The 18491-nt window shown below is 71.5% G+C and carries 13 protein-coding genes and 1 pseudogene; all 14 read left to right on the forward strand.

The window, feature by feature from the left end; all coding sequences use genetic code 11:
* Positions 1-56: 56 nt before the first annotated feature.
* On the forward strand, positions 57-425 hold the full coding sequence (locus ACG10_RS00065) for a hypothetical protein (protein WP_089166646.1): 369 nt from the start codon (positions 57-59) through the stop codon (positions 423-425).
* Between the two features lie 40 nt (positions 426-465).
* The gene (tssF, locus tag ACG10_RS00070; protein ID WP_089166647.1) at positions 466-2256 is read left to right on the forward strand and encodes a type VI secretion system baseplate subunit TssF; all 1791 of its coding nucleotides are present in this window, start codon (positions 466-468) and stop codon (positions 2254-2256) included.
* On the forward strand, positions 2220-3233 hold the full coding sequence (gene tssG, locus ACG10_RS00075; protein WP_089166648.1) for a type VI secretion system baseplate subunit TssG: 1014 nt from the start codon (positions 2220-2222) through the stop codon (positions 3231-3233). Before tssF ends, tssG begins: the two co-directional genes overlap by 37 nt.
* Positions 3234-3238: 5 nt before the next feature.
* Positions 3239-5797, forward strand: coding sequence for a type VI secretion system ATPase TssH (tssH, locus tag ACG10_RS00080; protein WP_089166649.1), 2559 nt, complete (start codon positions 3239-3241; stop codon positions 5795-5797).
* 10 nt (positions 5798-5807) lie between these two features.
* Positions 5808-7322, forward strand: a complete 1515-nt coding sequence (locus ACG10_RS00085; protein WP_089169745.1) for a sigma-54-dependent Fis family transcriptional regulator — start codon at positions 5808-5810, stop codon at positions 7320-7322.
* A gap of 64 nt (positions 7323-7386) precedes the next feature.
* The gene (locus ACG10_RS00090; RefSeq protein WP_089169746.1) at positions 7387-7524 is read left to right on the forward strand and encodes a type VI secretion protein; all 138 of its coding nucleotides are present in this window, start codon (positions 7387-7389) and stop codon (positions 7522-7524) included.
* A gap of 14 nt (positions 7525-7538) precedes the next feature.
* Positions 7539-8711, forward strand: a complete 1173-nt coding sequence (tagH, locus tag ACG10_RS00095; protein WP_089166650.1) for a type VI secretion system-associated FHA domain protein TagH — start codon at positions 7539-7541, stop codon at positions 8709-8711.
* Entirely contained in the window at positions 8708-9178 is a 471-nt protein-coding gene (tssJ, locus tag ACG10_RS00100) for a type VI secretion system lipoprotein TssJ (protein ID WP_089166651.1), read from the forward strand. Before tagH ends, tssJ begins: the two co-directional genes overlap by 4 nt.
* Positions 9179-9181: 3 nt before the next feature.
* A pseudogene (gene tssK, locus ACG10_RS00105) lies at positions 9182-10512 on the forward strand (type VI secretion system baseplate subunit TssK).
* 4 nt (positions 10513-10516) lie between these two features.
* Positions 10517-11377 (forward strand): type IVB secretion system protein IcmH/DotU, encoded by an 861-nt coding sequence (icmH, locus tag ACG10_RS00110; protein WP_089166652.1) that lies wholly within the window; start codon positions 10517-10519, stop codon positions 11375-11377.
* Positions 11374-14832: a type VI secretion system membrane subunit TssM gene (gene tssM / locus ACG10_RS00115; RefSeq protein WP_089166653.1), complete on the forward strand. Its 3459-nt coding sequence runs from the start codon at positions 11374-11376 to the stop codon at positions 14830-14832. The genes icmH and tssM overlap by 4 nt, the downstream gene beginning before the upstream one ends.
* Entirely contained in the window at positions 14832-15551 is a 720-nt protein-coding gene (locus tag ACG10_RS00120) for a PP2C family protein-serine/threonine phosphatase (protein ID WP_089166654.1), read from the forward strand. The genes tssM and ACG10_RS00120 overlap by 1 nt, the downstream gene beginning before the upstream one ends.
* Entirely contained in the window at positions 15548-16492 is a 945-nt protein-coding gene (locus tag ACG10_RS00125) for a serine/threonine-protein kinase (RefSeq protein WP_089166655.1), read from the forward strand. The genes ACG10_RS00120 and ACG10_RS00125 overlap by 4 nt, the downstream gene beginning before the upstream one ends.
* Positions 16456-18483 carry a type VI secretion system Vgr family protein gene (gene tssI, locus ACG10_RS00130; RefSeq protein ID WP_089166656.1) on the forward strand — a complete coding sequence of 676 codons (2028 nt, stop codon included), beginning with the start codon at positions 16456-16458 and terminating at the stop codon, positions 18481-18483. The genes ACG10_RS00125 and tssI overlap by 37 nt, the downstream gene beginning before the upstream one ends.
* Positions 18484-18491 lie beyond the last annotated feature (8 nt).

Raw genomic sequence — 18491 nt, forward strand, 5'->3', positions numbered from 1 at the left:
CCATGCCGGAAGCAGAATGCTTGGATTACGAGACGCTATGATGAAAATGGGAAAAAATGAACTGCCAGCGAATCATCGTCCTTGTATGCCACGCCGTGGCGTGCCTGCTGTTTCCGGTCGTCAGCAGCCTTGGCTTTCAGGGCTACATCGCTTTTATTGGCACTCCTCTCGCCAGGGGAGCCTCGCTCGGTCTTGCCGTCCAGCTGATCTTCATCGCCTTTGCCTTGACCAACGCCCTGATCGCCTTCGCATCCAGCATGAAAGCGAAAGTCTCGCTCTGCTGTGTGCAGACTATTGCCGTCATTGTTTACCTGCTTCCGGAAAACCCTCTACGAACACTGTTCTATGGAAGCCTTTCCAGCGCTCTGTCCTTCGCAGCCATCTATGCGACAAAACGGTTAACGCCTCCTCGTACAGAAACCTGAACCCTTTTCTATCGACAGCCGTATGAGAAAGGACTGATCCGTGTCTTTCAACCACTACTACCAGAGCGAACTCAGCGCCCTGCGCCAGCTCGGCAAGCGTTTCGCCGAGCGCAATCCGGCGCTGGCGCCGTTCCTCGGGCAGGGCGCGCGCGATCCGGATGTGGAGCGCCTGCTGGAGGGCTTCGCCTTCCTCACCGGGCGGCTGCGGCAGAAGCTCGACGACGAGCTGCCGGAGCTGACCCATTCGCTGATGCACCTGCTCTGGCCGAACTACATGCGCCCGCTGCCGGCCTTCGCCATGCTGCAGTTCGATCCGCTGCAGCGCCCGGGGCCGGCGCTGGCGGTGCCGCGCGGCACGCCGGTGGAGGCGAATCCGGTGCAGGGAGTGAGCTGCCGTTTCCGCACCGCTGCCGCCTGCGAGGTGCTGCCACTGGCACCGAGTGGGATGGATTATGCGGTGCAGGGCGACGGCGCCCTGCTCGGTCTGCGCCTGAGCATGACGGCCGACGGCCACCTCGGCGAGCTGGGCCTCGAGCGCCTGCGCCTGCACCTGGCCGGCGAGCGCTATATCGGTCAGTCGCTCTACCTCGACCTGCTGCGCCATCTGGACGGCATCCGCCTGAGCCTGCTCGACGGCGCCGGCCAGCCCCTCGCCGATGCCCACGGGCAGCCGCCCGGCGTGCTGCACCTGGGCGCCGACTGCCTGCAGCCGGCCGGCTTTGCCGAGGACGAGGCGCTGATCCCTTATCCGCTGAACTGCTTCCGCGGCTACCGCCACCTGCAGGAGTTCTTCGCCTTCCAGGACAAGTTCCTGTGCGTCGAACTGCGCGGCCTGGAGGCCATCGGCCGCCTGCCACCGGAGCTGCTCCGGCAGGCCCGCGGCCTGGAGCTGCGCTTCGCGATCCGCCAGGGCGGCGCCCGGCGCATCCGCCCGACACTGGACAACCTGCGCCTGTACTGCACCCCGGTGGTCAACCTGTTCGCCCACGACGCCATCCCGATCCGTCTGGACGGCCGCCAGGACCAGTACCTGCTGCGCCCGGCCGAGTTCGAGCCGCAGCACTGCGAGGTGTTCTCGGTGGAGCGGGTCACCGGCTGGCAGCCGGGCGGCATGGGCTACGCCGAATACGTGCCCTTCGAGTCCTTCGAGCACGACCGCAGCTTCGACGTGCCGCAGGCCCGCCCGCACTACAGCGTGCGCCACCAGCCGTCGCTGCTCGGCGACGGCCTGGAAACCTGGCTGAGCTTCGGCGCACGCTCCCTCGACCGTCAGGAGACGCTGTCCGTCGAGCTGACCTGCAGCAACCGCAACCTGCCGCTGCAGTTGGCCGCTGGCGAGATCTGCCGGCCCGCCGAGGGCACGCCGCAGGCCCTGCGCTTTCGCAACCTCGGTGCGCCGACGCCGAGCTACGCGCCGCCGCTGCACCGCGACTTCCTCTGGAAGCTGATCAGCAACATGTCGCTCAACTACCTGTCGCTGGCCGACGTCGAGGCGCTCAAGGCGATCCTCGCAACCTACGACCTGCCGCGCCACCACGACCAGCAGGCGGAAAAGGTCGGCCGGCGCCGCCTCGACGGCCTCAGGCGCATCGCCCACCGCCACGTCGACCGCCTGCACCGCGGCCTGCCGGTGCGCGGGGTACGCACCGAGCTGGTCATGGACCCCGACTGTTATCTGGGCGAGGGCGAGCTGTTCCTGTTCGCCTCGGTGCTCAACGAATTCTTCGCCCTGTACGCCAGCCTCAATTCCTACCACGAGCTGCTGGTGCAAAGTACCCAAGGAGAGGTGTACCGATGGACGCCGCGCATGGGGCAGCAGCCCCTGCTCTGAACCGCCTCGGCCGTGGCATCCGCGAGTACAGCCTGTTCCAGGGCGTGCTGCTGGTGCTGGAGCGCCTGCAGGCCGCACATCCCGGCCTGGACGAAGAGGCCCTGTATCGGCGCCTGGAGTTTCGCGCCAACCCGAGCCTGGGCTTTCCCGGCAGCGACCTCGAGCGCGTCGAGTTCTTCGAGGAACACGACGGGCTGCGCGCGCGGCTGTATCTCAACCTGGTCGGCCTGTTCGGCGCCGGCTCGCCGCTGCCGGCCTTCTACGGCGAGCAGGCCCTCGACGACGGCGGCGCCGGCAACCCGACCCGCGACTTCCTCGACCTGTTCAACGACCGCCTGCAGCGCCTGCTGCTGCCGATCTGGCGCAAGTACCGCTACCGCGCACGCTTCGCCAGCGGCGCCGCCGACCCCTTCTCTGCCCGGTTGTTCGCCCTGATCGGCCTGGGCGGCGAGGCCATCCGCCAGGCCGAGGAACTCAACTGGAAGCGCCTCCTGCCCTACCTCGGCCTGCTCAGCCTGCGCGCCCACTCGGCGGCGCTGATCGAGGCGGTGCTGCGCTACTACTTCAAGCACGCCGCATTCGACATCGAGCAGTGCCTGGAGCGCCGGGTGGAGATCCCCGACGAACAGCGCAACCGCCTCGGCCGGGCCAACAGCCACCTCGGCGACAGCCTGGTGCTCGGCGAGCAGGTGCGCGACCGCAGCGGCAAGTTCCGCATCCACATCCGCGAGCTCTCCTGGACGCGCTTCCACGACTTCCTGCCGATCGGCGACGGCCATGCGCCACTGCGCGCCCTGGTGCGCTTCACCCTGCGCGATCCGCTGGACTACGACATCCGCCTGCAGCTGCGCCCCGACGAGCTCCGCGCGCTGCGCATCGGCGCCGGCAATCCCTGCCGCCTGGGCTGGACCAGTTGGCTCGGCCACGAACGGGCCGACGGCCTGGTGACCCTGGGCGGCACGACTCTTCAAGGATAGAGAGAATGATCAACGTCGACTTGCAACAGCTGGTACAGGCCCTCGACGCCGACACCCGCCGCGACCTGGAAGGCGCCGCCGAGCGCTGTGTGGCCCGCGGCGGCAGCCAGGTGCTGGTGGAGGACCTGCTGCTCGGCCTGCTCGAGCGCCCGGACGGCCTGCTGGGCCGCGCGCTCAAGGACGCCGGAATCGAGCCCGACGAGCTGGCCCGGGTGCTTGAGCCGCGCAGCGAAGCCGGCGCCTCGCGCAACCCGGTGTTCGCCGCGGCCCTGCTGCAGTGGCTGCAGGACGCCCTGCTGCAGGCCAGCCTGGAGCTTGGCCAAAGCCACATCGACGCCGCCGCGCTGCTCCTCGCCCTGCTGCGCAATCCGCTGCAGCATGCCGGCACCCGCTACCAGGCGCTGCTCGCCCGGATCGATGCCGGGCGCCTGCGCGACTTCGCCCTCGGCCGCCAGGCGCCGGCCGGCAACGGCGCAGCGGCCACGGACTCGATGCTGGCGCGCTTCACCCACGACTTCACCGCCCAGGCCCGCGAGGGCAGGCTCGATCCGGTGCTGTGCCGCGACGGGGCGATCCGCCAGCTGATCGACATCCTCGCCCGGCGGCGCAAGAACAACCCCCTCGTGGTCGGCGAGGCCGGGGTCGGCAAGACCGCGGTGGTCGAGGGCCTGGCCCTGCGCATCGCCGCCGGCGAGGTGCCGCCGGCGCTCCAGGGTGTCGAGCTGCGCGGCCTGGACCTCGGCCTGCTGCAGGCCGGCGCCGGGCTCAAGGGCGAGTTCGAGCGGCGCCTGCAGGGGCTGATCGACGAGGTGCAGGCCGCGCCGCGGCCGATCGTCCTGTTCATCGACGAGGCGCATACCCTGATCGGTGCCGGCGGCCAGGCCGGCACCGCGGATGCCGCCAACCTGCTGAAGCCGGCTTTGGCCAGGGGCGCGCTGCGCACCATCGCCGCGACCACCTGGAGCGAATACCGCAAGTACTTCGAGAAGGACCCGGCGCTGGCCCGGCGCTTTCAGCCGGTACATCTGCACGAGCCGACGGTGGACGAGGCGGTGACCATCCTGCGCGGCCTGGCACCGGTCTACGCGAAGAGTCACGGCATCTACCTGCGCGACGATGCGGTGGTCGCCGCCGCCGAACTGTCGGCGCGCTACCTGGCCGGCCGCCAGCTGCCGGACAAGGCGCTGGACGTGCTGGACACCGCCTGCGCACGGGTGCGCATCGGCCTGGCCGCCGCCCCCGAAGCCATCGAGCGCCGGCGCGGCGAGATCGCCGAGGACGAACGCCGCCGGCAGGCCTTGTGCCGCGACCGGGATGCCGGGCTGGGGGTCGACGACGTTGCCCTGGCCGCCCTCGAGGAGCATCTGACCAAGCTGCGCGACGAACTGCAGGCGCTGGAAAATGACTGGAGTGTTCAGCGCGCTCTGGCCGAACGGCTGCTCGAACTGCGCCGGCAAGGCGCCGGGGCGGACGACACGGAGCGGGCCGCGCGGCAGGACGAGTTGCAACGGGTCCAGGCCGAACTGACCGCCGCCCAGGCCGGGCAGCGGCTGGTCAGCTTCGAGGTCTGCCCGCGCCTGGTCGCCGAGGTGATCGCCCAGTGGAGCGGGGTGCCGCTGGAGCAGCTGGCCCGCGAGCACAACCGGCGCATCGCCCGCTTCGCCGGCGACCTGCGCCGGCGCCTGCGCGGCCAGGAGCAGGCGGTGCAGGTCCTCGACCGCGCCCTGCGCGCCGGTGCCGCCGGGCTGAACCGCGCCGACGCGCCGCTCGGGGTGTTCCTGCTGGTCGGCCCGAGCGGCGTCGGCAAGACCGAGACCGCCCTGGCCCTGGCCGACCTGCTGTACGGCGGCGAGCGCTTTCTCACCACGCTCAACATGGGCGAGTTCCTGGAGAAGCACAGCGTCGCCCGGCTGATCGGCGCGCCGCCCGGCTACGTCGGCTACGGCGAGGGCGGCCTGCTCACCGAGGCGGTGCGCCAGCGGCCCTACTCGGTGATCCTGCTCGACGAGGTGGAGAAGGCCGATCCCGAGGTGCTCAACCTCTTCTACCAGATCTTCGACAAGGGCCTAGCCACCGACAGCGAAGGACGCCGCATCGACTTTCGCAACTGCCTGATCCTGCTTACCTCCAACCTCGCCAGCGAGCGCATCGTCGAACTCTGCGCCGACGGCCGGCCCACCGCCGAAACACTCGAACAGGCCATCCGCCCGCTGCTCGCCCGGCACTTCAAGCCGGCGCTGCTGGCGCGCATGGAGGTGGTGCCCTACTACCCGCTGGACGACGAGCGTCTGCGCGAGCTGGTCGAGGTCAGGCTGGCGCGCTTCGCCGAACGCCTGCAGCGCCGCCGCCTCGCATTCAGCCACAGCCCGGCGCTGGTCGGACACCTGGCCGAACGCTGCGGCCGGGACGACAGCGGCGCCCGCGCGATCGAACGGCTGCTCGAGCTCCAGCTGCAGCCCCTGGTGGTCGACCGCCTGCTGGCGGCGATGGCCGGCGGCGAGCCCGTGCAGCGCGTGCACGCCACCCTCGACGGTCAGGGAGGGCTGATCTGTGAATTCGCCTGAACTGCCACCGCTGTTCGCCTGCATCCCGCAGCCCCTGCGCTACGCCGAGGCGCTGCTCGGGCACTACGCGCGCCTGGCCCGCGCCAGCGGTGCCGGCGCCCTGCAGGACGGCCTGGTGCAGGCGGCGACGCAGCTCGCCGCCTGCGAGCTGGGCCAGCTGTACCTGCTCGACGCCGGACACAGTCGCCTGGAGCTCGCCGCCCAGTGGCTGGACGGCCGGCTGCAGCCCCGCGAGACCGCCAGCCTGCCCAGCGACTACGACGCTGGGCAGCTGCTGCAGTACTGCCTGTGCCAGAACCGCAGGCTCTGCCTGGACGAGCTGGACGCCAGCCTCTACCCGGGCGACTTTCTGCCCGAAGGATCAAAGCCCTGGCGCAGCCTGCTGTGCCTGCCGCTGACGAATGGACAGGGACAGGTCGCCGGCCTGTTGCTGGTCGCCAGCCGGCGCACCCGCGCGCTGCAGGGCTTCGCCGACTCCCTGGCGCAGCTTGGCGCCTTCGTCCTCGCCCAGCGGCGGCTGCTCGGCCGCCTGCATGCTTCACAAATCGAGCCCGCCGCGGAAAGACCGGCGGCGCTGCCGTCCGCCTCCGACTACGGACTGATCGGCGACAGCCGGGCGATGCGCGATGTCTACCGGCTGATCGGCAAGGTCCTGCACAACCCGGTCGGCGTGCTGCTCACCGGCGAGACCGGCACCGGCAAGGAGCTGGTGGCGCGCGCCATCCACGACTGCGGCCTGCGCCGCAGCAAGGCCTTCGTCGCGCAGAACTGCGCCGCGCTGCCGGAGAGCCTGCTGGAAAGCGAGCTGTTCGGCTGCCGCAAGGGCGCCTTCAGCGGCGCCGATCGCGACCGCCCGGGGCTGTTCGACGCCGCCGACGGCGGCACCCTGTTCCTCGACGAGGTCGGCGATCTGCCGCCGCTCCTGCAGGCCAAGCTGCTGCGCGTGCTGCAGGAGGGCGAGGTGCGTCCGCTGGGCGCCACCGCGACCCACCGGGTCGACGTGCGCATCGTCGCCGCCACCCACCGCGACCTGCGCGCCCTCGTCGAGCAGGGACGCTTTCGCGAGGACCTGTTCTACCGCCTGGCGCATTTCCCCATCGAGCTGCCGCCGCTGCGCGAGCGCGACGAGGACATCCTGCGCCTGGCCCGGCATTTCGCCGCCAAGGCCTGCGCCTTCCTCGGCCGCGACGCCTGCCGCTGGTCCGACGCCGCGCTGGAGCAACTGGCCGGCTACGCCTTCCCCGGCAACGTGCGCGAACTCAAGGGCCTGGTGGAGCGCGCCGTGCTGCTCTGCGAGGGCGGCGAGCTGCTCCCCGAGCACTTCGACCTGCGCCGGGGCCCGGAGGATAACGACAGCACCCTGAACCTGCGCCAGCGCCTGGAGCGCGTCGAGCGCAACCTGCTGCTCGACTGCCTGCGCAAGAACGGCGGCAACCAGAGCCAGGCCGCCCGCGAGCTGGGCCTGCCGCGGCGCACCCTGCTGTACCGCATGGAACGGCTGAACATCCGTGCGGCGGACCTGTGAGCCCATGCGCCTGCCCGACTGCCTGTTCCACGTGGAACCACCTTTCACCTTTGGAGAAACGTCCATGAAGACCCTCTGCGGGCCCGCCGTCCTGTTGGTCCTGGCCCTGAGCCTCGTCGGCTGCGGCGGCAACTATCGCTTCGACGACCATCAGTACCGCCCGCTGGGCGATCCGCAGGCGCTCGAGCGCGGCCAGCGCTGAAAGGAAGACAGGCCATGGAACTGGTTTTCGAAGTGCTCGGCGCAGCAGCGCTTGCGCCGGATCTGCCGACCCGCAAGATCTTCGGCCAGGCCGGCGGCAGCATCGGCCGGGCGGAGGACTGCGACTGGGTGATCCCCGACCGCCGGCGCGTCCTCTCCGGCCATCACGCCGAGGTCAGCTGGCGCGACGGCGCCTTCTACCTGACCGACACCAGCAGCAACGGCATCCAGCTCAAGGACAGCGGGACCAGCCTGGACAAGGGCCGTCCGCAGCGCATCGAGCATGGCTGCGTGTACCGCCTGGGCGACATCGAGATCCGCGCGCGACTGCTCCCGGGGGCGGCCTTCGAGGCCGAGGTCGGCTGCCCGCAGCCGGCCGGCAGCCTGATCCCCGACGACGCCTTTCTCGAACTCGACCCGCTCGCCGCACTGGAGGAGTCCGCCGCGGCGGACGATTTCGCCCTGCTCGGCCCGCTGCCCATGCCGCCCGGCCAGCCCCATGACGCGGCGCGCATCGAGCGGGAAAGCCTGATGCTGCCGGAGCTGGTGATGGCGGAAACCGCACCGTCGCCCGAGCCCTCCGCGGCACGGAGGTCGGCCGACTTCTGGGAGCGCTACGGCGCGGCCCTCGGCATCGACCTCGCCGATCTCGACGACGACGCCCGCGAGGCCCTGGCGCTGGAGGCCGCGCGCCTGCTCCGGCAAAGCGTCGGTCACCTGCAGCAGGCCCTGCGCACCCGCAGCGAGCTGAAGAACGAGCTGCGCCTGGCGCAGACCACCTTCCAGGGCGCCGGGTACAACCCGCTCAAGCACGGCGTCGACAGCGTCGAGGCGCTGGAGGCGCTGCTGCGCGGCGGACGGCCTGGCCAGCTGCCCTCGGCACAGGCGCTCGGCCGCGCCTTCCGCGACCTGCAGGCGCACCAGGTGGCGCTGCTCGCCGGCAGCCGCGCGGCGCTCGGCGGCCTGCTCGGCCAGTTCGCCCCGGAGCGGCTGATCCCGCGTTTCGAGCGCGAGCGCCAGCCGCTCATCGCCACCGCCGGCAGCCGCTGGCGCGCCTACTGCCGCCTGTACCGGGCGCTGGAGCGCGACGACGAGTGGCGCGAACGGCTGTTCGTCCGCGACTTCGCCCGCGCCTACGAAGAACAGGTGCGCCTGATCGCCACCCTCGACACCGACCTGCAAGGATGACCCCCATGCTTCGCCCCCTTCTTCCGGTCCTGCTGCTGGCGCTCGGCGGCTGCTCGGCGCTGTCGCCCCATTCCGGGCTGACCAAGCTGGACCTGAGTCTCGCCGCCGGCGATGGGCTCAATCCCGACCTGCACGGCCGGCCTTCGCCCATCGTGCTGCGCCTCGTGGAGCTGCGCCATCCCGTGGCCTTCGAAAACGCCGACTTCTTCAGCCTCTACCAGCGACCCAAGGAAACCCTGGAGCCGGATCTGGCGGCCCAGGAGGAGCAGGAGCTGCGCCCCGGCGAGCGCCGCGAGCTGAAGCTCTCGGTGCAGCCGGGCAGCCGCTACCTGGGCGTGCTCGCCGCCTATCGCGACCTGCCGGACAGCGCGTGGCGCTACGTCGTCCCCCTCGACGAGTGGGCGCGCAACCGCATCGCGCTGGCATTCGGCGCCCGGGGAATCGAACGCCAGCCGGCGGAGGACTGACCCATGCCCCAGCACAAGGTGATCTGGCAGGAGGGCATGCTCCTGCGCCCCAGCACTTCCAGCAGAACGACCGCTACCACGACGAACAGCTCAGGGCCCGCACCCGCCTGCTGAGCGGCCACGCCTGGGGCTTCTCCGCCCTGGAGATCGACCGCCAGTTCCTCGCCCTCGGCAAGCTGGTGCTGAGCGCCGCCAGCGGCATCCTGCCCGACGGCAGCCTGTTCGAGATCGACGCCGGCGGCGAGCCGCTGGTTCTCGACGTGCCGCCGAATAGCGCCGGCACCCCGGTGTACCTGGCGCTGCCGCTGGTCACCGGCAACCACATCGAGATCCGCCGCGCCGAGCAGAAGGACGTACTGGCGCGCTACGTCGCCCATGACCGGGAGGTCGCCGACTGCAACGCCGGCGACGGCGCCAGCAGCGCGGTCGCCATTGCCCGCCCGGACTTCCGCCTGCTGCTCGGCGAGGCGCACGGCGAGCAGGCCTGGGTGCGCCTCAAGCTCTGCGAGATCCAGGACAGCGGCCCGGATGGCGCCATCGTCCTCGACCCGCAGTTCGTGCCCAGCTTCCTCGACGTGCAGGCTTCGTCCTGGCTGCTGTCCTGCCTCAAGGAGGTGATCGGCATGCTCGCCCAGCGCGGCGACGTCCTCGCCGAGCGTATCCGCGCCACCGGCAGCGTCGGCGGCGCCGAGGTCGGCGACTTCCTGATGCTGCAGCTGATCAACCGCCACGAACCGGTGCTGCGCCACCATCTCGGCCTCGAGCGGGTGCATCCCGAGCAGCTCTACCGCGAGCTGCTCGGGATGCTCGGCGAGCTGGCGACCTTCTCCAGCGAAAGCAAACGCCCGCGTCTGGACGGCCGCTACCTGCACGCCGACCAGGGCGCGAGCTTTCGCCAACTGCTCGAGGCGCTGCGCCAGGTGCTGTCGATGGTGCTCGAACAGCACGCCATCGAGCTGCCGCTACAGCCGCGCCAGTACGGCGTGCGCGTCTCGCCGCTGCACGACCACCGGCTGCTCGGCAGCGCCGCCTTCGTGCTCGCCGCCAGCGCCCAGTGCGACCCGGAGGAACTGCGCGCGCGCCTGCCGGCGCACCTCAAGGTCGGCGCCGTGGAGCGCATCCGCCAGCTGGTCAACCTGCACCTGCCGGGCATCCGCGTCCGGCCGCTGCCGGTGGCGCCGCGGCAGATCCCCTTCCACGCCGGCAAGACCTACTTCGCCGTGGAGCCCGGCGCCGAGGAACTGGCACAGCTGGAACACTCCGGCGGCTTCGCCTTCCACGTCTCCGGCGAACTGCCCGGACTGGAACTGAAATTCTGGGCGATCAGGAACTGACTGGATGATCCACGAAATGGACTACGCCGAGGACGACCGTACGGTGATCCTCAACCGCCGGGGCGAGGCCCCGGCACACAGCCCGCTGACCGACTTCGCCGCGCCGCCGCGCTACGAGGAACTCGAGGAGCGGATGATCTACGCCGCCCGCCTGCGCCCGGCGGAGCCCTTCGCCCTCGGCCTCAATCCGCTGGCCGGCGCCGCCGCCGCGCTGCTCGCCGAGGCGGTGCAGCTCCGGCACGCCGGGCAGGCCGAGGACCTGCACGCGCTCAACCGGCGGCTCGGCGACGAACTCAAGCTGTTCGAGCAGCGCGCCCTGCAGGCCGGGATCGAGAGCAGCGAGGTGATGGCCGCCCGCTACGTGCTCTGCACCCTGCTCGACGAGGCGGTGGTGACCACGCCCTGGGGCAACGAGAGCGAGTGGTCGCAGATGAGCCTGCTCAGCCGCTTCCACAACGAGACCTTCGGCGGCGAGAAGTTCTTCCGCCTGCTCGAGCGGCTCGGCCGCAACCCGGTCAAGCACCTGGCGCTGCTCGAACTGATGTACCTGTGCCTGGCGCTCGGCTTCGAGGGCCAGTACCGCGTGCTGCCGCGCGGCATGCTCGAGCTGGAGGCGATCCGCGACGCCCTGTACCGGCAGATCCGTCAGCTGCGCGGCGACGTGCCGTGGGAAATCTCGCCGCACTGGCAGGGCCTGGAGGACGGCCGCCGGCGCCTGGTGCGCAGCGTCCCCGGCGGGCTGCTGGCGCTGTCCACCCTGCTCTGCCTGGCGCTGCTCTACGGCGGCTTCGCCTGGGTGCTCGGCGAGCAGCGCGAGCGCGTGCTGCAGCCGTTCCAGGTAGTCGCGGGAGAGCAGAAGCCATGAGGAGCCTCTTTGTCGCGCTCGTCGCCTGCCTCCGCCGGACCTGGGTGTGGAGTCTCTGCCTGCTGCTGCTCGCGGCCCTTCTCCTGTGGTTCGTCGGTCCGCTGCTGGCCGTCGCCGAGCACAAGGTCTGGGAATCGCCGGCCAGCCGGCTGTTCAGCATCACCCTGCTCTGCCTGGCGTGGGGGCTGTCGCTGGTCTTCGCCGGCTGGCGCGCCCGCCGCCGCCAGCTAGCCGAGGAGGCCGACGACGAGGCCCGCGAGCGCCTGCGCCGCGAGGGGCTGATCGGCGAGGAGCAGGCCAGCCTGCAGCAGAACTTCCACGACGCCCTGCGTACCCTCAAAGGTGACGAGTTGCCCTGGTACCTGCTGCTCGGCCCCCAGGGCAGTGGCAAGACCAGCCTGCTGGACTTCTCCGGTCTGGACTTTCCGCTCAACCATGGTGAGGCCGGGCGCCTGACCCATGAGATCGCCGGTACCCGCCACGCCGAGTGGTACTTCGGCGAGCGCGCCGTGCTGATCGACAGCCCCGGCCGCTACCTGACCCAGCCCGAGCCGGCCATCGACGGCGCGGCCTGGCACGCCCTGCTCGACCTGCTGCGCCGGCGTCGCGCCCGTCCGCTCGACGGCGTGCTGGTCAACGTCCCCCTGGCATGGCTGGGCGAAGCCGGCGAAACCGAACTGGAATCCCTGGCCCGGCAGATCCGCCAGCGCCTGCACGAGCTGCACCGCCGCCTAGGCGTCGAGCTGCCGGTCTACCTGGTGCTCGGCAAGGCCGACCGGCTGCCGGGCTTCGACGAGTGCTTCGATCAGTTGTCGCGCGAGGAGAGCGAGCAGGTGTTCGGCGCCAGCTTCCGCCGCGAGCAGGACGGCACCGCCGTCGCCGTGGTGCGCGGGGAGTTCGAGGCGCTGCTGCGCCGGCTGAACGACCAGCTGATCGCCCGCCTGCACCAGGAGCGCGACAGCCGCCGGCGCGGGCGCATCCTCGACTTCCCCCGCCAGCTCGGCCTGCTCGGCGAGCGCCTGTGCCTGTTCGTCGAACTGGCCTTCGCCGGCAACCGCTACCAGCGCGCCAGCCGGCTGCGCGGCTTCTACCTGACCAGCGCGCCACACCTCGACCTGCAGCTCGACCCGCTGACCGCCGGCATCGGCCGCCGGCTGGGCCTGTCCGGCAACCTGCCGAGCCTGCGCCAGGGCCGCGCACGCTTCATCCGCCAGCTGCTGGAGCGGGTGATCTTCCCCGAGGCGGGGCTGGCCGGACTCGACCCGCAACGGCGGCGGCGCCTCGACTGGGGCCAGCGGGCCCTCTACGCCGGCGCCCTCGCCGGCCTGGCACTGTTCGGCGCCTTCTGGGCCAACGGCTTTTCCGCCAACCACCAGCGCCTCGAACAGCTGCGCGCCAGCGCCGAGCGGCTCGAGCGCGAACGCCAGGCGCTCGGCGCCCGCGACGGCGCCCGCGAGAGCCTGGCGGCACTGGACGCCGGCCATGCCGCGACCCAGGTGTTCCCGCCGGCCGGCGAAATCGCCTGGCTGCAACGCGGCGGCCTGTACCAGGGCGGCGCGGTTGCGCCGACCCTGCAGCACGCCTACCGCCGCCAGCTGGAGGAGCTGCTGCTGCCGCGCGTCGCCCGCCAGCTGGAAGCGCAGATCCGCGCCAGCCTCGGCGACCGCGAGCGCCTGCTGGGCAGCCTGCGCGCCTACCTGATGCTGAACCTGGAGGAGCGCCGCGACGCCGATTATCTCAAGGACTGGCTGGCCGCCGACTGGTCGCAGCGCCATCCGGGCGATGCCGTCGCCCAGCACGGTCTGAACGAGCACTTCGCCCGCCTGCTCGCCGGGCCCTTCACCGCCTACCCGCTCGACCAGCGCCTGCTCGCCCAGGCCCGCGAGGCGCTGCGCCGCGAGTCGCTGGCCGCGGTGGTCTACCGTATGCTCGGCGAACAGGCGCGCCGCCTGCCCGACTACCGCCTGGCCGCGAAGCTCGGCCCGCAGGGCGCGCTGATCCGCGGTGCCGACCAGCCGATCCCCGGCTTCTATACCCAGAGCGGCTACCGGCAGTTCTTCGTCGCCCAGGGCGCCGGGCTGGTGCGCGGCCTGCTGCGCGACAACTGGGTGCTCGGCGAGAGCGAGGAGCTGAGCGGCAAGGACTTCGAGCGCCTGCTGACGGAGCTGGAGCAGCTGTACTTCCGCGACTACGCCAACCACTGGGGCGAGGCCCTGGCGCGGCTGTCGCTGGAACCCCTCGGCGGCCTGGCGCAGGGCGCTACGCAGCTGGCCGGGCTGGGCGCGGCCAACTCGCCGCTGCTCGCCCTGCTCCAGGAAGTGCGCGACAACACTCGCCTGGACGGTCCGGCAGCGCTCGCCGAGGCGGCCGGCGAAGCACTGGCGAAGATCCCGGCAGTGCCCGGCAAGGCCGCCGCGGAGCTGGCGCCGCACCCTGCGGACGGCGCGCGCCAGGCTCTGGAGCGGCGCTTCGCGCCCCTGCACCGGCTGCTCGACGACGCCGGCGGCGCCGCGCCCGAGCTGGCCGCCACCCTGCAGGCGCTCGACGCCCTGCAGCTGCAGCTGGCCGGCCTGGCCCAGGCCGGCGCGCCCGAGCAGGCCGCCTTCGAACAGGCCCGGGCGCGTCTCGGCGGCCGGCGCGATGCCATCGACCAACTGCAGGGCAGCGCCGCGCGCCTGCCGCCGCCGCTCGGCAACGCCCTGGCGCTGCTCGCCGGGGACGCCTGGCGGCTGATCCTCGCCAGTGCCCACCAGCACCTCGACCAGCGCTACCGCAGCGAGCTGTACGCCGTCTATCGCGACTCGCTGCGCCAGCGCTATCCATTCGACGCGGCCAGCGCGAGCGAGGTGGCGCTGGCCGACTTCCGCGCCTTCTTCAAGGTCCGCGGCGTCGCCGACAGCTTCTTCGAGCGCTACCTGGAGCCCTTCCTCAGCGGCAGCCCCGGCCAGTACCGCCTGCGCCAGGTCGACGGCCGCGGCCTGCCGCTGTCCGCCGAATTCCTCGCCCAGCTGGGCCGGCTGCGCGGCATCCAGCGCAGCTTCTTCGCCGAGAACCCCGAGGAGCCGCAGGTGCCGTTCCGCCTGGAACCCTACGCGCTGGACGCCGGCCTTGGCCGTGCCGAATTCCGCCTCGGCGACCGCCAGCTGGAATACCGTCACGGCCCCATCGTGCCGGAAGCCTTCCGCTGGCCGGTGGAAGCCGGCGACGGACGCGCCAGCCTGGTGGTCGAGGAACTCGGCGGGCGGCGCGTCGGCATCGAGCGCAGCGGCGGGCCCTGGGCGCTGTTCCGCCTGCTCGAGCTGCTGGAGATCGACCACCACCGCGGCCGCGACGTGCTGCTGCTCAAGGCCGATCTGGACGGCCGCCAGGCGCGCTACCTGCTGCATAGCCAGCGCTCGCCGAACCCCTTCGATCTCGCCCTGCTGCGCGACTTCAAGCTGCCGGCGGCTTTGTGATGACGGTCCTCGCATCCCCCTGGCGCAGCGCCGCGCGCAGCGAGGCCGGCAAGGTCCGCGCCCGCAACGAGGACGCCGTGCTGGAACGGCCCGGCGCCGGCCTGTGGGCGGTCGCCGACGGTATGGGCGGGCACGCAGGCGGCGCCCTGGCCAGCCGGCTGATCGTCGACGGCCTGGCCGACCTGGCGCTGGAGGGCGGCCTGACGCAGCGCCTGGCACAGGTCCGCCAGTGCCTGCAGCAGGCCAACCACCAGCTATTCCAGGCGGCGACCCATGCCGGCGGACCGATCGGCAGCACCCTGGTCGTCCTGCTGGTTGCAGGCGCGCGCGTCGTCTGCCTGTGGGCCGGCGACAGCCGCTGCTATCTGTGGCGCGCTGGTCGCCTCTACCAGCTGTCGCAGGACCATTCGCTCGAACGGCGACTGATCGACCGCCAGGGCCTGCGCCCGCAGCAGGCGGCCCGCCATCCGAACGCCCAGGCGCTGACCCGCGCGGTCGGTGTCGACGAGCAGTTGGTGCTGGACAGCCTGGAGCTGGAGGCGCTGCCCGGCGACCGCTTCCTGCTGTGCAGCGATGGCCTGCACCGCAACCTGGCACCGCCGGCCCTCGGCGCCGCCCTCGACCTGCCCCTCGCCACGCTGGCCATCGAGCGCCTGTTCGCGCAGGCGCTGGCCGGGCCGGCGCGGGACAACCTCAGCGCCGTGGTGATCCGCCGATGAGCCTGCTGCCCTCCTTCGCTGTCCGCCCGGCATACGGCGAACTGCCCGCGCTGGTCGCCGGCCGCTACCGCATCGAGCGGCTGCTCGGCGTCGGCGGCATGGGCGCGGTGTACCGCGCCCGCGACCTGCTGCGCGAGCAGTTCGGCGACCCCGAACCCGTGCTGGCGCTGAAGACCCTCGCCGCGGACTTCGCCGACTACCCCGACGCCGACGCCCTGCTCCACGCCGAGTTCGCCCTGACCAGCCGGCTGCATCATCCCCATGTGGTGCGCGCCCACGCCTTCGACCTCGACCCGGCCAGCGGCCGCGCCTTCTTCACCCTGGAACTGCTGCGCGGCCCAAGCCTCGACCAGCTGCTCGACGAGCGTCCCGAGGGCTTGCCTTGGCCTGAACTGAGCGAAATCGCCGTGGCGCTGGCCGGGGCGGTGGCGCACGCCCACCGCCGCGGTGTGCTGCACGGCGATCTCAAGCCGGGCAACGCGATCCTCGCCGAGGACGGCCTGCGCCTGATCGACTTCGGCCTCGGCCAGCTGCAGCCCGGCGTGCTGCCCGGCCTGCCGCGCCTCGACCGCGAGCGCTTCGCCGCCTGGACGCCGTGCTACGCCGCTCCGGAGCTGCTCGACGGCGCGCCGCTCAGCGCCGCCGCCGATGTCTACGCCCTCGCCTGCCTGCTCTACGAGCTCGCCGCCGGCCGCCATCCCTTCGCCCGTCTCGACGCCCGCCAGGCCCGCGAACAGGAACTGCAACGTAGCCTGACACGCCCGCCCGGACTGCCGCCGCACTGCTGGCCGGCCCTGCGCACCGCCCTGGCCTTCGACCCGGCGCAGCGGCGCATCGACGCCGCCGGCCTGCTGGCCGCCTTTCGCGCGCCGGCTGTGGCTCACCCACGGATAAGGAAACCGCCATGTTCAATCCGGCCAACCAGCCGCATTTCCGTTTGAGTCTCGAAGGCCTCGACCATGACCTGCAGGTGCTCGAATTTACCGGCCATGAGGCCATCGGCCAGCCCTACCGCTTCGAGCTGGAGCTGGTCGGCGAGCGAGCCGACCTCGATCTGGAAAGCCTGCTGCAGCGCCCGGCCTTTCTCGCCTTCGCCCCGCACGGCAGCGGCATCCACGGCCTGATCCACCGCGTCGCCCAGGGCGAGTCCGGCCGGCGGCTGACCCGCTACCGCCTGAGTCTGGTGCCGCGCCTCGCCTACCTCGCCCACCGGGTCAACCAGCGCATCTTCCAGCAGCTCTCGGTGCCGCAGATCCTCGCCCGGCTGCTGGAGGAGCACGGCATCCTCGACGGCGACGCCTGCTCTTTCCGGCTCGGCGCCCAGTACCCCGCCCGCGACTACTGCGTGCAGTACGACGAATCCGACCTGCACTTCCTGCAGCGCCTGTGCGAGGAGGAAGGCATCCACTACCACTTCGAGCACAGTGCCGCCGGCCACCTGCTGGTATTCGGCGACGACCAGACCGCCTTTCCCCGCCTGACTCCGACCACTTATCAACAGGATTCCGCGCTGGTCGCCGACGAACCGGTGATCAAGCGCTTCGGCGTCCGCCTGGAAACCCGCCCTTCAAAGGTGACCCGTCGCGACTACGACTTCGAGCAGCCGCGCCTGCGCCTGGAAAGCGCCTTTTCCGGTGACTTCGCTCCGGACCTGGAGGATTACGACTACCCCGGCCGCTTCACCGACCGCACGCGCGGCAAGCAGCTGGCCCGCCGCGCCCTGGAACGCCACCGCCGCGACTACCGGCTCGCCGAGGGTCAAAGCGACCAGCCGCTGCTGGCCAGCGGGCACTTCCTCGAGCTGAGCGGCCATCCCCGCGCCGACTGGAACCGGCTCTGGCTGCTCGACGCGATCCACCACGAAGGCAAACAGCCGCAGGTGCTGGAGGAGTCCATCACCCACGACACCGATGCCGAGGACGGTTTTCAACAGGGTTACTGCAACCGCTTCACCGCCACGCCCTGGGACGCGCCCTACCGCCCGCCGCTGCGCCACCCCAAGCCGCGCATCCTCGGCAGCCAGACCGCGGTGGTCACCGGACCTGCCGGCGAGGAAATCCACTGCGACCAATACGGCCGGGTCAAGGTGCAGTTCCACTGGGACCGCGAGGGCCAGGCCGACGACGCCACCAGTTGCTGGCTGCGGGTGGCGACGAGCTGGGCCGGCGACCGCTACGGCGGCATCGCCATCCCGCGCGTCGGCATGGAGGTGCTGGTCACCTTCCTCGAGGGCGACCCGGACCAGCCGCTGATCACCGGCTGCCTCTATCACGCCGAGCACCCAACGCCCTACGAACTGCCGGCGCACAAGACCCGCAGCGTGTTCAAGACCTTCAGCAGCCCCGGCGGCGAGGGCTACAACGAGCTGCGCATCGAGGACCGCAAGGGCGCCGAGCAGATCTACGTCCACGCCCAGCGCGACTGGGACCAGCACATCGAGCACGACCAGAAGATCCGCGTCGGCCACCAGCGCCACGATACGGTCGAGGCCGACAGCTACACCGAGCTGAAGGCTGAGGAACACCGCACCACCCACGGCGACCGCAGGACCGAGGTGCGCGCCAGCGACCACCTTGGCATTCATCGGGACCAGCACCTCAAGCTCGGCAGCGGCCAGTTCGTCGAGGCCGGCCAGGAAATCCACCTCAAGGCCGGCGCGAAGATCGTCCTCGAAGCCGGCAGCGAACTGACCCTGCAGGCCGGCGGCAGCTTCATCAAACTCGACGCCAGCGGCATCACCCTGGTCGGCCCGCTGGTGAGGATCAACTCGGGCGGCAGCCCGGGCCGCGGCTCGGGCATCGCCCTCGAGCTGCCGCTGGCGCCCGGCGCGGCGGACCGGGACCAGGCGGGAAATCCGCTCGAAAGTGCGCTGGCCAACCCGCCCGCCAGCGACCCGGCGAAACGCCCGCGCATGCTGAACTTCTCCGGCTGAACGCCGGT

It is taken from the genome of Azotobacter chroococcum, from assembly GCF_002220155.1.
Classification (GTDB): domain Bacteria; phylum Pseudomonadota; class Gammaproteobacteria; order Pseudomonadales; family Pseudomonadaceae; genus Azotobacter; species Azotobacter chroococcum.

Bases quoted from the DNA above. Each gene is read 5' to 3' on its own strand.
- tssI (WP_089166656.1), top strand. From the start codon at position 16,456: ATGTTCAATCCGGCCAACCAGCCGCATTTCCGTTTGAGTCTCGAAGGC.
- tagH (WP_089166650.1), top strand. From the start codon at position 7,539: ATGGAACTGGTTTTCGAAGTGCTCGGCGCAGCAGCGCTTGCGCCGGAT.
- tssG (WP_089166648.1), top strand. From the start codon at position 2,220: ATGGACGCCGCGCATGGGGCAGCAGCCCCTGCTCTGAACCGCCTCGGC.
- tssJ (WP_089166651.1), top strand. From the start codon at position 8,708: ATGACCCCCATGCTTCGCCCCCTTCTTCCGGTCCTGCTGCTGGCGCTC.
- tssM (WP_089166653.1), top strand. From the start codon at position 11,374: ATGAGGAGCCTCTTTGTCGCGCTCGTCGCCTGCCTCCGCCGGACCTGG.
- ACG10_RS00065 (WP_089166646.1), top strand. From the start codon at position 57: ATGAACTGCCAGCGAATCATCGTCCTTGTATGCCACGCCGTGGCGTGC.
- ACG10_RS00090 (WP_089169746.1), top strand. From the start codon at position 7,387: ATGAAGACCCTCTGCGGGCCCGCCGTCCTGTTGGTCCTGGCCCTGAGC.
- ACG10_RS00125 (WP_089166655.1), top strand. From the start codon at position 15,548: ATGAGCCTGCTGCCCTCCTTCGCTGTCCGCCCGGCATACGGCGAACTG.
- ACG10_RS00120 (WP_089166654.1), top strand. From the start codon at position 14,832: ATGACGGTCCTCGCATCCCCCTGGCGCAGCGCCGCGCGCAGCGAGGCC.
- icmH (WP_089166652.1), top strand. From the start codon at position 10,517: ATGATCCACGAAATGGACTACGCCGAGGACGACCGTACGGTGATCCTC.
- tssH (WP_089166649.1), top strand. From the start codon at position 3,239: ATGATCAACGTCGACTTGCAACAGCTGGTACAGGCCCTCGACGCCGAC.